General features: G+C 47.5%; 11 protein-coding genes. 5 read left to right on the top strand and 6 right to left on the bottom strand.

Going from position 1 to position 16,095, the window contains the following annotated elements; genetic code table 11:
- Position 1: 1 nt before the first annotated feature.
- Both T325_RS07895 and T325_RS07890 read right to left on the bottom strand, forming a co-directional pair.
- A complete protein-coding gene (locus T325_RS07895; protein WP_036912215.1) occupies positions 2-628 on the bottom strand; it encodes a trimeric intracellular cation channel family protein in 627 nt (208 codons plus the stop codon).
- Positions 629-641: 13 nt separating this feature from the next.
- Complete coding sequence (locus T325_RS07890) at positions 642-1,916, bottom strand: replication-associated recombination protein A (protein WP_036912213.1); 1,275 nt, start codon at positions 1,914-1,916, stop codon at positions 642-644.
- A gap of 107 nt (positions 1,917-2,023) precedes the next feature.
- Between T325_RS07890 and T325_RS07885 the strand changes: the two genes are divergently transcribed.
- The 5 genes from T325_RS07885 to T325_RS07865 are packed head-to-tail and all read left to right on the top strand — an operon-like array spanning position 2,024 to position 9,694.
- On the top strand, positions 2,024-2,857 hold the full coding sequence (locus tag T325_RS07885) for a hypothetical protein (RefSeq protein ID WP_036912210.1): 834 nt from the start codon (positions 2,024-2,026) through the stop codon (positions 2,855-2,857).
- 42 nt (positions 2,858-2,899) lie between these two features.
- A complete protein-coding gene (locus tag T325_RS07880; protein ID WP_036912207.1) occupies positions 2,900-5,095 on the top strand; it encodes a sodium-translocating pyrophosphatase in 2,196 nt (731 codons plus the stop codon).
- 9 nt (positions 5,096-5,104) lie between these two features.
- On the top strand, positions 5,105-6,595 hold the full coding sequence (locus T325_RS12415) for a phosphatase PAP2 family protein (protein WP_051949790.1): 1,491 nt from the start codon (positions 5,105-5,107) through the stop codon (positions 6,593-6,595).
- On the top strand, positions 6,596-7,249 hold the full coding sequence (locus tag T325_RS07870) for a M15 family metallopeptidase (RefSeq protein ID WP_036912204.1): 654 nt from the start codon (positions 6,596-6,598) through the stop codon (positions 7,247-7,249).
- A gap of 51 nt (positions 7,250-7,300) precedes the next feature.
- A complete protein-coding gene (locus T325_RS07865; RefSeq protein ID WP_051949789.1) occupies positions 7,301-9,694 on the top strand; it encodes a TonB-dependent receptor in 2,394 nt (797 codons plus the stop codon).
- Positions 9,695-9,740: 46 nt separating this feature from the next.
- Here T325_RS07865 and T325_RS07860 read toward each other — a convergent pair whose 3' ends face one another.
- The 4 genes from T325_RS07860 to T325_RS07845 all read right to left on the bottom strand — a co-directional run bounded on the left by T325_RS07860 (position 9,741) and on the right by T325_RS07845 (position 16,087).
- Positions 9,741-10,073 (bottom strand): DMT family transporter, encoded by a 333-nt coding sequence (locus T325_RS07860; protein ID WP_036913540.1) that lies wholly within the window; start codon positions 10,071-10,073, stop codon positions 9,741-9,743.
- Positions 10,074-10,181: 108 nt separating this feature from the next.
- Positions 10,182-11,966, bottom strand: coding sequence for a tetratricopeptide repeat protein (locus tag T325_RS12410; protein WP_051949788.1), 1,785 nt, complete (start codon positions 11,964-11,966; stop codon positions 10,182-10,184).
- A 35-nt stretch (positions 11,967-12,001) separates the two neighbouring features.
- On the bottom strand, positions 12,002-15,151 hold the full coding sequence (locus T325_RS07850) for a type I restriction endonuclease subunit R (protein WP_036912201.1): 3,150 nt from the start codon (positions 15,149-15,151) through the stop codon (positions 12,002-12,004).
- Positions 15,152-15,160: 9 nt separating this feature from the next.
- A complete protein-coding gene (locus T325_RS07845) occupies positions 15,161-16,087 on the bottom strand; it encodes a hypothetical protein (protein WP_036912198.1) in 927 nt (308 codons plus the stop codon).
- Positions 16,088-16,095: the final 8 nt, after the last annotated feature.

The following is a 16,095-nucleotide window of genomic DNA, read 5'->3' as shown; positions in this document are numbered from 1 at the left end:
ATTACAATTTACTATTCGTTTCTTTCAAAACTGGGAGTGATATATGGTAGCGAACGGCAAGGAATCTGATGATACAGGTTACGAGAAAGCTGCTGATAGCACTCAGTTCCGTCGATAGTCCTAATGCAGCCATTCCCCAATACACCAGACCGCCCAATACGCAGGCCATTGCATAAATCTCCTTATGGAATATCACGGGCTCGTTGTTCAGCAACACATCACGAATCACACCACCAGCCGAACCTGTTATACATCCCATGATGATAGCCACCCAGAAAGGCTGTCCAAAGGCAAGGCTCTTCTGAATACCCGCTATCGTAAACAGAGCCAGTCCTAATGTATCGAAAACAAACCATGCATTCTTCAGCGGCTCCATCCATTTACCGAAGAAAGCCACTGTCAACAGTGCAACGGCCGTACATATCAGATAGATCGGGGTCGTCATCCAGAAAGGTGTTGTTCCCAGCATCACGTCACGTATTGTACCACCGCCAATAGCCACCGCCACACCGCACACATAACCGCCAAACCAGTCAAACTGCTTGGCAGCAGCATGTCGGATACCGGAAATTGCAAAGGCAAAGGTTCCCAGTAATTCTATGATTTTGATAATCAGTTCCTGATCCATCTGTAATATTATTCTAATCCTCGAATCTCTTTCCCCAGTAGTTCACCATCCGCTGATACAGCTTTTCTTCTGTCGGGTTGTGCTGTCCGTGCCATATCCGCTCATTCACCAAAGCGTCAGGCATATACTGTTGAGGTGTGAAGTGTCCGGGATAGTCGTGCGGATACTTATAACCGTCATGATAACCCAGATCTTTCATCAGCTGTGTCGGTGCATTGCGTATGGGCAGCGGCACAGGCTGATTGCCTGTTTGTCTTACCAGTTGCAGGGCTGCATCTACCCCCAGATAGGCACTGTTGCTTTTAGGCGATGTAGCCAGATAGACCGTTGCCTCTGCCAGCGGAATTCTTCCTTCCGGCCAACCGATCTTCATAACGGCATCAAAAGCCGCATTAGCCAGTAAAAGCGCATTCGGATTTGCCAGTCCTATGTCCTCTGCCGCACTGATCACCAGTCTGCGTGCAATGAACTGCGGGTCTTCCCCACCCTCAATCATTCTGGCCAGCCAGTACAAGGCTGCGTCGGGATCCGATCCGCGAATACTTTTGATAAAGGCCGAGATAATGTCATAATGCATCTCACCTTCCTTGTCATAAGCCAACGGGTTCTGCTGCAGTCGGTTCACTACAATCTCATCGGTTATCAGAACTTCATCCGACACTTCAGCTTCTACAACTAATTCTAAGATGTTCAACAGCTTACGAGCATCACCTCCACTATATCTCAGCAGAGCGCCCGTCTCCTTCAGCTGTATATTCTTCTCTTTCAGAACACTGTCTTTATGAATGGCTCTGTCAAGTAGTTTCAGCAGATCATCCTTCTCCAGCGACTTCAGCACATACAGCTGACAGCGCGACAGCAATGGTCGGATTACCTCAAACGACGGATTCTCCGTGGTAGCACCAATCAGCGTCACAATACCTTTCTCTACAGCCCCCAGAAGCGAGTCCTGCTGTGACTTTGAGAAACGGTGTATCTCGTCGATAAATAAAATAGGTGATGCCTCGTTGAAGAATCTTCCCTTCTGGGCTTTCTCTATCACCTCTCTCACATCCTTCACGCCACTGGTCACTGCCGATAGCGTATAGAAAGGTGTTTCCAGCTTGTGGGCTATAATCTGTGCCAACGTGGTCTTTCCCACTCCTGGCGGTCCCCATAGTATAAAAGACGGAATACGCCCTGCGTCTATCATTTTTCGCAGGACGGCTCCCTCACCTACCAGATGTTCTTGTCCGATATAGTCATCAAGCGTATGAGGACGAAGTCTTTCAGCTAATGGTTGTGCCATATTTGCCTGCAAAGTTACGCTAAAATGCGAAAATTACAAAAAATATCGCCTAAAAACTTGCGAATAAAAAATAAAGTGGTTACATTTGCAGAAAAATTAAGGAAAATATGGCAAGAACAAAACAACAACAACCCGAAAGTAATCCCTCTTTATCAATCAAGTCTATCACCAAGAGCAGCGTATGGGACATCCAGGAGAATGATGTCTTCCGTATGTGGGAAGCCGCTGTCAAAGATGCCGAGGTCAAGGAGAACATCCAGCACTATCTCGACATCTTCAAGAGTGCCTTCCTGATTGAAGATATGAAAGAAGACGACACAAATGCGAAGAAGAGTTTTGAGAATCGTGGTTATAAGGTAACAACGATTAAGTTCGACGATAACCTGAAATTTCACTGGGCAGTCAAGAAGCGCCCCATCGTCCGTGTAACCGATCTTACCTACGAGAATATCCGCCACATCTCAGCAGCCAAGTTGCTTGAAGTGATCGACCGCAATTTCGGAGGCGGCTGGGATTCCCTGTCTCAGTCTATTCAGGATATCATCCTCAGTGGTTTCGACATCTCTACCACGACCCTTCCCAAAGACCGTTTGCACAAGAAGGGCGGCATGTACGACAAGAAGGTAGAAGACGGTTTCGAAGTGCTTGAGGTGCCTAAGGGCGGATGGGTTGAAGCTATCTTTGCGAAGCTGAAGCCCGAACAGGAGAAGCTCCGCATGCAGTTCTCCAAGTCTGGAGGTAATTCAGACGATGACCTCGAGAACGACGATGAGGATGTAGTAGTAGAAGACAACTACAGTTCACACGACGATATCGACGATGAAGTAGAAGATCCCAACGACGAGGATATAACCGAAGACAACTATTCAACGATGATGGATCTGGGAAGTGAGGATTCCGATGAAGAAGCAAGTGGCCTGATTGACTTTGTAGACGAATAAACAGAAACAAACCATAATTACCAATAATTTAAAAACCTATCTATGAATATTCCTACAGTATTTTGGCTCGTGCCTATCGCATCGGTTGTGGCATTGAGCATGGCATGGTATTTCTTCTCGCGGATGATGAAGGCCGACGAAGGAACGCCCCGCATGAAAGAGATTGCGCTTTATGTTCGTAAAGGTGCTATGGCCTATCTCAAGCAGCAGTACAAAGTCGTAACCATTGTGTTCGTAGTGCTTTGTGCGCTGTTTGCTTTTATGGCCTATGGTTTGAACGTCCAGAACCCCTGGGTTCCGTTTGCCTTTCTCACTGGTGGTTTCTTCTCTGGTCTTGCAGGTTTCTTCGGCATGAAGACAGCCACCTATGCTTCAGCCCGCACGGCTAACGCAGCCCGTGAGAGCCTTAATGCTGGTCTTAAGATAGCCTTCCGTTCAGGTGCCGTCATGGGATTGACTGTAGTAGGTTTAGGTTTGCTCGACATTGCCATCTGGTTCCTCGTGCTCAATCATTTCTATTCAGGCGACGAGATGGCCCTCATCACCATCACCACCACCATGCTTACCTTTGGTATGGGTGCTTCTACGCAGGCCCTCTTTGCCCGTGTAGGCGGCGGTATCTATACCAAGGCAGCCGACGTAGGTGCCGACATCGTGGGTAAGGTTGAGGCCGATATTCCCGAAGACGATCCCCGTAACCCCGCTACTATTGCCGATAACGTAGGCGATAACGTAGGCGACGTGGCCGGTATGGGTGCCGACCTGTATGAGTCATATTGCGGTTCTGTACTCTCTACCGCAGCCCTCGGAGCTGCCGCCTTTGGTGTGGCAGGTCTCGAGATTCAGCTCAAGGCCGTCATCGCCCCCATGCTCATCGCCTCTGTGGGTGTATTTCTCTCGCTCTTAGGCATCTTCCTGGTACGCACCAAGGAAGGCGCCACCATGAAGGATCTGCTGCATTCTCTGTCACTCGGCACCAATGTCAGCGCCATCCTGATTGCCGTTGCCACCTTCGCTATCCTTTACTTTCTGGGTATCGAGAATTGGCTCGGCCTTTCCTTCTCCGTCATCTCAGGTCTGGCAGCCGGTGTCATCATCGGTCAGGCCACCGAGTATTATACCTCCCATTCCTACAAGCCCACACAGAAGATTTCCGAGGCCGGACAGACTGGTGCTGCTACCGTTATCATCAAGGGCATCGGTACAGGTATGATATCTACCTGCATCCCCGTTATCACCATCGGCGTGGCCATCATGCTCAGCTACCTCTGCGCTAATGGCTTCGACCTCTCCATGTCGTCCGAGTCGCTCTCACATGGTCTTTATGGTATCGGTATCGCCGCCGTAGGTATGCTGTCTACGCTGGGTATCACCCTCGCCACCGACGCATACGGACCTATCGCCGACAATGCCGGAGGTAATGCAGAGATGTGCTCTCTGGGCGAAGAGGTTCGTCATCGTACCGATGCCCTCGATGCACTGGGCAACACCACAGCCGCCACAGGTAAGGGCTTTGCCATCGGTTCTGCCGCCCTCACCGCTCTGGCCCTGTTAGCATCATATATTGAAGAAATCAAGATTGCCATGACACGTGCCGGACAGACGCTCACCAACGTGGCAGGCGACGTGATCAACGCCTCGAATGCCACCATCCCCGACTTCATGAACTATTTCCAGATCAACCTCATGAACCCGCGCGTCATCGTAGGAGCCTTCATCGGTGCCATGGCCGCCTTCCTGTTCTGCGGAATGACCATGGAGGCAGTTGGTCGTGCAGCCGAGAAGATGGTACAGGAGGTACGCCGTCAGTTCCGCGAGATTGCCGGCATCCTTGAAGGCACAGGTACGCCCGACTATGGCCGTTGTGTTGAGATCTCTACCCGTGCCGCTCAGCACGAGATGATCATCCCCTCGGTTCTTGCCATCATCATTCCTATCATCGTAGGAATCATCCTTGGTGTCGCCGGTGTTCTTGGACTGCTTGTCGGTGGTCTGGCTGGTGGCTTCACGCTGGCAGTCTTCATGGCCAATGCCGGAGGCGCCTGGGACAATGCCAAGAAGAATATAGAAGAAGGCGCATTCGGTGGTAAGGGCTCGTTTGCCCATAAGGCCTGTATCGTTGGCGATACCGTTGGCGATCCCTTCAAGGATACCTCAGGTCCGTCGCTCAACATTCTGATCAAGCTCATGTCTATGGTGAGCATTGTCATGGCCGGTCTCACGGTAGCCTTCTCATAAAATAGTGAAATGAAAAAGAAAGAACTAATATTCATCATCTCAACCGTCCTGTGCATGAACCTCCATGCACAGGATGTTCCCAATGCCCCCGATTTCCTGCCGGGTCCGCCAAGCGAACTGTCCATGTGGTATGTCAACGACTATGCGCAGTACACCTGGGGCAAGAGTGTGCGTAATACCAGTCGGGGCGAACAGGCCATTAGTGATATGTCATTAGACCTGTCGAGCTATCTGACCATGTTCTCAAAAGTGCTGGGTATAGAGCTATCCTATTCCAAGACCCCTCAGATCTACTCCATTCTGGAGTACGGCATGCGCTATGGCGACTTAGCCACACAGGCTGGTCAGACAGCCTTCTTCAGTCGTCGCCCGTATACACGTCTCAACGAGTCCTCGCTCCTCCCGGGCAGTGAGAATCAGTATAGCTCCGTCAGTTCCTATCCCTCGGCTCAGGCACTTACCGGATGGCTCTGCGCCCTCATTCTCACCGAGGTGTGCAACGACCGCCAGGATCAGTTGCTCGCCCGTGGCCTTCAGTTCGGCACCAGTGCCGTCATCTCAGGCTACAGCTGGGATAGCGACACCTATGCAGGCTGTCTCATAGCCAGTGCTGTTCTGTCGCGCCTGCATACGCACGACGGCTTCAGTAAGATGATTACCGCCGCCAAGTCAGAGTACGAACAGATAACAGGCACCAGAACCCCTGCCACCACCCGTGCCGACGATGGTCCGTATATCGACACCAAGGACCTGCCCAGTTCGCTCACCTATCTCCCCGTTCCACCCGATTCGCAGTGCATCCGTTTTGCCTACGACATGATGGCCTATAACGACGGTAAGAGCATACGCTATAACGATCAGCAGGGACAGACGGCCATCGATGATGTAGAATACGATGCCAAGCATTTCTGTGAGATTTATTCCCAGATACTGGGAGTCAACATCTCAGCCTCTACGACCCCCGAGATCTACGAACTCATCAACCGTGTTCACCCCTCTGGCAATGCAGCCACTCAGGAAGCCAAGGCCTATTACATGCGCAAACGTCCCTATGTACAGCTGAACGAAGGCACATCATATCCCGACGATGAGGCCAGCCTTTACGATACAGGCTCTTACCCATCAGGTCACGCCTCAGGAAGTTGGCTCATGGCCCTGGTCATCTCCGAGATCACCCGCACCAGTCAGGATGCCCTTCTCAAGCGCGCCTACCAGTTCGGTCAGGGTCGTGTCATCACAGGCTATCACTGGCAGACCGACGTCGAGGCAGGTCGCCTTGTAGGCAGTGTCGTCTATGCCCGTCTTCACTCCAGCCGTGAGTTCCTCGAGCAGGTCGACAAAGCCGTCAAAGAGTTCAAGGGTCTCTCTTCCAGCATACGTGCCACGAGGACAGATGAATCTATTAACACCCAATACTACACCATCGACGGCATCCGTCTCGATCAGGAGCCGGTTCGTCATGGTGTCTATATCGAAGGAAACAAAAAAGTAGCAAAATAAATGAGGTTGTACCGTTTATTGCTTTTATATCTATTAACCCTTATCCCTTTCCCGGCGCTCCATGCGCAGGAAGGTTTCACCGCAGAGTCGATTCCCGACAGCATATGGCAGAAGATGCAGGGAAAGACCTACGTGGCCAATCCCTATATCCAGCGCAGCGACCTGCGCTACTTGCGGGTGCTCCATTGGGACTACGACAATCAGCCCCATCAGGGCGAACTCATCTGTAACCGTCTGATAGCCTCCAAGCTGCTGTCCATCTTCCGTGAGCTCTACAAGGCCCACTACCCCATCCAGCGCATCCGTCTGGCCGACGACTACGATGCCGACGACGAGCGCCAGATGCGCGCCAACAACTCCAGCTGTTTCTGTTATCGCACCGTCTCGGGCACTCAGAAGCTGTCCTACCACGCACGTGGTCTCGCTATCGACATCAATCCCCTCTACAACCCCTACATCCGTTACGACAAACGAGGCCGTCAGATAGTAGAACCCGCCACAGGCAAACCCTATGCCGACCGCAGCAAGAGCTATCGCTACAAGATAGAGAAAGGCGACCTCTGCTACCGCCTCTTCCTCAAGCACGGCTTCAGCTGGGGTGGTTCCTGGCGCACGAAGAAAGACTACCAGCACTTCGAATACCATCCCCAATAAAAAGATATCAAGACATCATCAATCTATTAACACTTTTAATTAAAAACAATTATGAAAAAGAACCTATTTGTTCTGCAGGCAGTTATCCTGCTGTTTTGCGTGAGTTATTCCCATGCCCAGACACTGCGCGGCACTGTTACCGACGCTATCAGCGGCGAACCCCTCATTGGTGCTACCGTCAAGATTACCGAACTTACCGACAAAGCCGGCATCACCGATATCGACGGCAACTACCACATTGGTAATGTCAGTCCCTCAGGTCGTTATACCGTCGAGGCTACCTATATTGGCTACGAGCCCAGCATCATGAAAGAAGTACTCGTGGCAGGAACCAAGGAGGTCGTCATCGATATAGCCCTGCGTGAGAACAGCCAGGAGCTGGGCGAAGTCATTGTACGTCCCCGTGTCAACAAGGCAGCCACAGTAAACCCCACGGCTCTCGTTGGCGGTGTCATGCTGTCTATGGAAGAGGCCAGCCGTTACGCAGGCGGCTATAATGACCCCGCACGTCTGGTGACCGCCTTTGCTGGTGTGGCAGGCCAAGGCGATGGCAACGGCATCTCCGTCCATGGCAACGCGCCCCAGTTCATGCAGTACCGTCTGGAGGGCATCGAGATCTTCACGCCCAACCACTTTTCCGGCCTATACGATGCAGGCTACGGCATGGTAAGTGCACTGAACTCTAATGTCATCGGCAATTCCGATTTCTTCACTTCCACCTTCAATGCCAACTATAACAATGCGCTCAGCGGTGTGTTTGATGTTAAGATGCGCAACGGCAACAGTTCGAAACACGAGCATCTCATTCAGATAGGTACCGTGTCCGAAGAAATCACCTCCGAAGGTCCGCTGTCCAAGAAAAGCAACTCCAGCTACATCTTCAACTTCCGCTATGGTTTCACCAGTCTGGCCAGTAAGTTGGGGCTTATCGACATCGTGGACACCGACTACGACTTCAGCGATTTTTCGCTGAAACTCAACTTCCCCACTAAGCACGCAGGCACCTTCTCGGTCTTCTCCTTGGGTTTCTTCGACAAATCGGACGATACGGATATGAACATCGAGGACACACATACCGTCTACGATGCTTCACGCCAGACAGGTCATCTGTATAATATCGTGGCAGGAGCCACCCACAAGATCCATTTCGACAACAAATGGGTCTGGCGCACCACCGCTGCCTATAACATGCAGCATAACAAGGTCGATATGAACTATGTAGGTCTTGTTTTCGATGCCGACAACAAACCAGTCTCTTTCGATGGCAAGGAGTATCCTTTCTACTATCTCAAGCAGAACGAAGACCGTTTAGTCTTCAACACCGAGTTTTCTAAACAAGTCACGCCACGCTGGCTCACCCAAATAGGCGGCGAATACTCACACCGTTTCTTCAACCTCAGCTATCGCACGGCCGAGAACGTCTATGAACCCGTGCCCGCCACGCCGCTCTACGACACCAAGAGCGATACCGGTCTGGCCAGTCTCTATTGGTCCAACCTGTGGAAGCCTGCTGAGGGGTTGAGCATCAACCTCGGTGTTTCCGCCTCCTATTTCCTGCTGTCCGAGGATTTCAGCGTAGAGCCCCGTGTCAGTCTGAGATGGGAGCCCGATGCCAAGAACTCGTTCTCCATCGGCTATGGTCTGCATTCGATGATCGAGAAGCTCGATGCCTATTTCGTACGCGATGCCGCTGGCCGTCTGGTCAATAAAGACCTTGGTCTCTCAAAGGCCCATCACGTGCTGGCCACCTACAGCTACAAGTTCACCGACAACCTCAATCTCCGCTTCAACGCCTACTATCAGTATGGCTTCGACACCCCTGTGGGCATCGACGGTTCCACCTTTTGCACCGTCAACCGCCTGTTCAACTTCATCGACGAGCCACTCGTCAACAAGGGTAACACCCGCAATTACGGCGCCGACGTCACACTCGAGCAATACATGACCCGCGGTTTCTACGGACAGGTCAACGCCTCACTCTTCAAGTCAGAATATCGTGGTCTCGACAAGAAGTGGCGCAATCAGCTCTACGATCGCGGTTATATGATCAAGCTGCTGTGCGGTAAAGAGTGGATGATGGGTAAACGCAAGCAGAACGTGTTCAACATCAGTATGAAGTACACCCTTCAGGGCGGTCTGCGCCACACCCCTATCGACTTAGCAGCCATGAAAGCCCGGGTAGCAGCAGGCATCCTCGACGACGAGCCCATCTATAAGGATGACGAGGTCATGACCCTTCAGTTCGACCCCACCAACATCCTCGACCTCACCGTCAGCTACAAGATAACAGGCAAGAAGGTGAGTCACACCATTGCTTTCGAGGGACTGAATATCCTGCAGAACGAGACGCCTTATGCCGAGCGTTACGACCTCAACACCGGCCAGCTGCGCTACGACAAGAGCGGCATCTCCCTGCCCAACTTCTTCTATCGTCTCGATTTCTAGACTCTAGACTTTATGCAGCTCTAAAGCACCTTTAGAGCTGCTATTTTTAATGTACAGTCATCTTTGAGAACAGGTTCAGCACCACGACACCTGCGATAATCAAGCTCAGCCCGATGATTGCCCCCCAGTCAGGCATTTGCTTGAAGGCGATGACCCCGATCAAGGTAACAAGAACAATCCCCAGTGCCGACCAAATGGCATATGCCACCCCAATAGGAATCGTTTTCAAGCACACGCTGAGACAATACAACGACACAAGGTAACACACCAAAGAAGCAGCCGTTGGCAATGGCCGTGTAAATCCCTCCGCCATCTTCAAAAGCGAAGTAGCCCCCGTCTCAAAGACTATAGCAAGTAAAAGATACAATAAATTACTCATCTGGTTATATGGTTTATTAGGAATTTTATTAGGAACTTTATTAGGAACTTTATCGTGCAGTTTATCGTGCAGTTCTGTAGTCATCTGCTTTATTTTCCATTCCCCTCATCATTTTTCTCCATTCCCGGATTTTTTCTTTTTCTTCAATGATTTAACTATCTTCTCATCAGCTTCAGCCTTAGCAATCAAATCCGCTTTCTTTGCAGGGTCTTGCTCTGCTTCTGCTAATTTCCGATAGCATTTAGCCCGATATTCCAACGTTTCTATACTATTAGGATCATATGATATCGCCTGAGTAAAAGCATTTATCGCATCTATATAATTATTCATTGCCATAAAGATTTCACCTAAGGTGACATAAGAAAAGTATTCACCGCCTAATTCGATTGATTTGTTAGCGTCTTTTAATGCATTATCCAAGTCTTTTATTTGCAAATAAAAATCTGCACGATTGTTATATGAGTCAGCATTATTCGGATCAAGTTCTATTGCTTTATTATAATCCAGAAGAGCGCCTTCTATGTCATTCATCTCCTTTTTTAATATGCCTCGATTGTTATAAGAGTCACTATCATTCGGAGCAAGTTCTATTGCTTTATTATAATCTTGAAGAGCACCTTCATAGTCATTCATTTTCATTTTTAAATTGCCTCGATTGTTATAAGAGTCACTATCATTCGGAGCAAGTTCTATTGCTTTATTATAATCTTGAAGAGCACCTTCATAGTCATTCATTTCCATTCTTAAATTGCCTCGGTTATTATAAGCACCGACATTATTTGGATCAAGCTCTATTGCTTTATTGTAATCCTGAAGAGCATCTGCTTGGTCATTCATTTCCTCTCTTAATATTCCTCGATTATAATATGCATCGCCACAATTTGGATCAAGCTCTATTGCTTTATCATAATCCTGAAGTGCACCTGCTTGGTCATTCATTTCTTCTCTTAATATTCCTCGATTATAATATGCATCGCTATCATTTGGAGCAAGTTCTATTACTTTATTGTAGTCCTGAAGTGCATCTTCATGATCTTTCATGTTCTTTCTCAATATTCCACGATTGTTATATGCATCAGCATAATTTGGATTAATTTCTAGAACTTTTGAATACAAATCTATCGCCTTAAGTGAATTCTCTTCATTCAAAGCTTCAGCAAACAATTGGCTTGCTTTGGCTTCTTTTGCTGCATTCTCAGCAGCAATTGTATCTTGATTGATCTTTTCTTGTATTTTTGATACCTGCTTCTTTAATTTTTCTATCTCTTCAACAGCCTGTTTAGCCTGTTTCGTTTGTTCTGTAGCAACCATAGCTTGTACTGTCGCAGAAGATACTTGTTCAGTAATGTTTTTCATCTGTGACTGCATATAGTCAGATGCTGTTTCTGCTTTTATTGCTTGTATGGTAGATTCTTTAACTTGTTCTGATGCAGATGCTAATTGATCCTTAACTGATTTTATCTGAGATTGTATTTCTTCGAATGATTCTTTTGCTTTACTTGCATGATTTGTAGCTGTCGTTGCCTGATCTGCTGCAGTTTGAACTTGGTTTCCTAAATCTTCCTTCATTTCGGAAAACCTTTCTTCCAAGCGTTCTCTATTATCTTTATTTATGAAATATGGAGCACAGACACCAAGAATAGCCATCACTAATGCTATAGCAGCAAACCAAAGAGTCATATTGGTATTCACTCTTGAGATTTCATCCTTAATATCCCCGCGATACAGTTCAACCTCCTTCTCCAGATTCTCCAGTTGCTTCTTCATCGCTTCGTTTTCTGCTTGCAGCTGCGAAACAGATTCTTGTTGACTAACGGTAACAGGCGTTGTTTGTGCCCCAAAAACACTCAGGCATACAAACAGCAACAATACAACGGTAAACTTAGCTCTCATATTTTTTTAATGTTTAGGTTTCTGAAGTTTTACATTTATGCCACGCCATTATAGTGCTGGCTCACGTAATTATATACAGCATCGCGATATTGGGGAATGCTTTCCTCGCTATAGCTCTCTGGGAGTTCCTGCCAAAGCACATCGCGAATGGTAACAATGATGGTGGCCTTGGTGTTGGGTTTGTCGAAGGGATGATCCATACCTGCCAACTGCTGCTTGATCTTGTCAAGCAGTTCTACCGCCACTTTCTTGATCTTCTTAATGTCTTCTTTGCTCAGATTATCCTTCATCAGGATATCAAACATCGAGAGCTGCTCATCGTTCTCAAATCCTTCGCTCACATAACGTTTTTCTTCCTCTGTCAGCTCGTTCGACAACTTCATCAAATCATCGAAAGTCTTCTCGATAGTAGCCCTGTTCTGCTCGTTGTTGTAATCATGGATAATCTCCTGATATTTCTCGTAGAAGTTGATGCGTGATGGATTCTTTGCCAACATCTGGGCGATACGCTCCTGTAGCAACTCCTGAATATCCTTCAACACCAGATTCTTCTCACGACTCTTGGCAAACTCACGCCTAAGCAGTTCAAAGTTAATACCACTGATATCGAAACGAGTTGGCCCATCATCATGAGTCTTACTCGAATCGATTTCCAAGTGATCATTCACAATACTATTGATAGCAACGCTCAGGTCTGTGATGTCTGCATGCTGGCGTTTCTTCTGAAGTTCCTTATAAATGGCCTCGATGGCATCCTTCTGTTGTTTGATCTCTGCTGTGATATCCTCACGATCCAGATACTTCCAGAGCTTCAGCAGCGTGGTAGCATAGGTACAGAAGGTCTTACGTATCTCCGCTGTTTCGCACATGGCGTTGGCAGCCTCCTTCAGCAAGAACAACTTCATAAAATTCTCTTCACGAATCAGATTATTCAGTTCAAAGTCGTGTTCTTTTAAGAAATCTGTAGCAGCAGCGATTATTTCCAGCACATGCTTGATGAGTTCTTTCTTATCCACTGTAGGATCATTGCCATCATGACCTTCAGGATTAGCCGTATAATCAGCTAAAGCCTGTCGTAAGGCTTTCACGATACCGATATAGTCTATCACCAGTCCGTTCGTCTTGCCTTCCGCCACTCTGTTGGCACGGGCAATGGTCTGCATCAGCGTATGCGCCTTCATGGGTTTGTCGATGTAGAGACACGAGAGCGTCTTCACGTCGAAACCAGTCAGCCACATGGCACAGACGAAGACGATACGCAGTGACGAGTTATTGTCCTTAAACTCCTTATCCAGCTCGCGCTTCTCCATCTTCTCGCGATGAGTCTTGATATCCAAGCCCCACTTCTGGAAAGTCTGTATCTCGTTCTGTTCCTGCGATACCACCACAGCCATATCCGTCTCCTTCATCCACGCCAGTTTGCGCTGCATCTCCTGCACCTCCTGTTGTGAGTCACATTTCTCTATCGCCTGCTCCAAATGCTTAATCTCCTGCTGCCAGTATTCTTGCACATAATCATACATCCGGACGCACGTTACCTTGTTGTAACTGACGAACATCGCCTTTCCTGAAGTCCAGAGGTCGGTGTAATGACGCACGAAATCCTGAGCCACTATGCGCAGACGCTTCTTGGCTGTCAGCAGATGAACCTCCTTGGCAAACTCACGTTCCAGTTTGGCTAACTGCGAGGCATCCAGATCGCCAGCCATTTCCAAAGCAGCCGCTATCTCGTCGTTGATTTCCGGATTCTTCAGGTCCTGCAGCTTCTCTCCCCTATTCTCATAATAAAGGGGCACTGTAGCCTTATCCTCCACAGCCCGTTTGAAGTCGTAGATACTCACATATCCACCAAACGTACGTGCCGTGATATTATCATTCGATAGCAATGGTGTACCAGTGAAGCCGATACGATGAGCCGTTGGCAGCATGTGCATCAGGTTGTCTGCAAAGATACCGTTCTGCGTGCGGTGGGCCTCGTCACTCATCACGATAATGTCGTGGTCAGGATAGATAGGGTCTGCATTAGCATCATTGAACTTCTGAATCAGCGAGAAAATAAACGATGGATTCCCCTTCAGCTTCATTTTCAAGTCCTCGCCACTGCTGGCGATAAACGCCTTGGCCTTTACATTACCCAGCAGTCCACAGTTCTCAAACGTATCACTGATCTGCTTGTTCAGCTCGTCGCGGTCTGTCAGAATCAGGAACGTGGGCGAGCCCTCAAACTTACGGCGAATCTTCTGTGCCAGGAACAGCATCGAATAACTCTTACCGCTGCCCTGCGTGTGCCAGAACACGCCCAACTTACCGTTCAGGTACTGGCGGTTGCGATACATCTCCACAGCCTGGTTCACACCCAGATACTGGTGGTTACGAGCCAGAATCTTAGCTATCCTTCCTCCGCTATGGTCATATAGGATAAAGTTCTCCAGCAGGTCCAGGAAGTTCTCCTTCTTACAGATACCTTGCAACATCACCGGCAGTTGCAGTTTCATGTTACCGGCATCTCCCTCTGTCAGTCGTTTCCACTCATGGAAGAACTCCCATTTCGAATCAATCGTTCCCACTCTTGCCTCCAGTCCATTACTGAACATGATGAAGGCATTATGATAGAACAATTGCGGGATGGTATCCAGATAGTCACGATAGTTCTTGTTGAAAGCATCCACCACCTCCACATCGTGGTTCTTCAGCTCCATAAACAACAAGGGGATGCCATTCACGTAGCCCACGATGTCTGCCCTGCGACGATACAAGGCACCATGCACCTGCAACTCTCTGACGCAAAGGAACTCGTTCTTATCTGGCGAAGCAAAGTCTATGACCTTTGCCTTCACCTCTTCCGTCTCGCCATTAGGCTTTGTGCGAGTTACAGCGATACCATCACGAATCAGCTGATACTTTTGTTCGTTAATCTGCATCAGCGTCTGCGAGCTCATGTGCTCCGTCATACGCTCCATGCACTCCCGCAGCTGTTTCTCCGTCAGCCAGGGGTTCAGTCGCTTCAGGGCCTGCCCCAGATGACGTGTCAACAGCACTTCATGGTAGCCGTTTCGCCCCAGCGTACCATTTGCGCCTAATGTCTCTTGGTCAAAAGCATAGACGCTCTTCCAACCCAGTTCTTTTTCCATGAACTCGGCTGTACTCTTTTGTATCAGTTGATCTTCGCTATAGTCCTTTGCCATATAATGCTATTATTGAATTTTATCTTTCTCGTTTTTTGAAATCACATTTATAATATGGGAATCAGAACCAAACAGATAATAATGAAGACACAAAAATACTACTAAAACTAGGAATATAATGATTGCCGTAACAAACTCTACATTATTCCATCTAAATTTTGTTATAGGAACGATTCTGTAATCCTCATTGAGTTCCTTTTGAGATATTATCTCATCAGTAATAAATGGAACAGAAATTCCTTCATCAACATATAAATTAGAATGCGGATCTATATGTATTTTTACTTCTTTACCAGTCGATTCTTGATATATTTTGAAATTTACTTTCTGATATATAGATAAAAGAACAAACAACAAACACATTATTAGATAAGTAGGTAGAATCAATTTATATATTGATTTTCTGAATCTATTTATATGTTGCCCGATGTGTGCATTACGTATTTTTTCTGTATTTAATATTCTATGTTGAAAAACTAATTCATCATACAAATATTCTATGTTTCCAGATGTTTCAACTATTGCAGTGTATTTGAAATATTCATTGGTTTTAAATAATTCACTGATACCGAAGTTAATGATATTCTCCTTATCTTTATTTGCGGTAACTATTAAACCTTCTGTTGATGGAAATACCTTTACAGCTTTTACCCTACATTCCTCTGGTAGAATTATTTTAATATCGGCATCTCCTTTTAGTGCATTTATATCATTTCTTCCAGTGTTCATGAACCCACCTTTAAGAACCATAACATTATCTGCTAAACCTTCACCGCCAAAGTGAAGTTGGAATTCTGGGAATTCATTACTTAACCCTTTACCAATGTCATAAGAATTAATAGAGAAATGCACTATCTTATTCTTTTTCATTTGCCATTTTGCAATGAAAAATGCAATTATAGCACTCAAAATAATAGAAATAATAGTTGTTACCATAAGTTATA

Origin of the sequence: Prevotella sp. FD3004 (assembly GCF_000746155.1) — a bacterium.
Classification (GTDB): domain Bacteria; phylum Bacteroidota; class Bacteroidia; order Bacteroidales; family Bacteroidaceae; genus Prevotella.
Note: the sequence above shows the minus strand (reverse complement) of the source record. Positions and strands in the feature narration are given on the sequence as shown.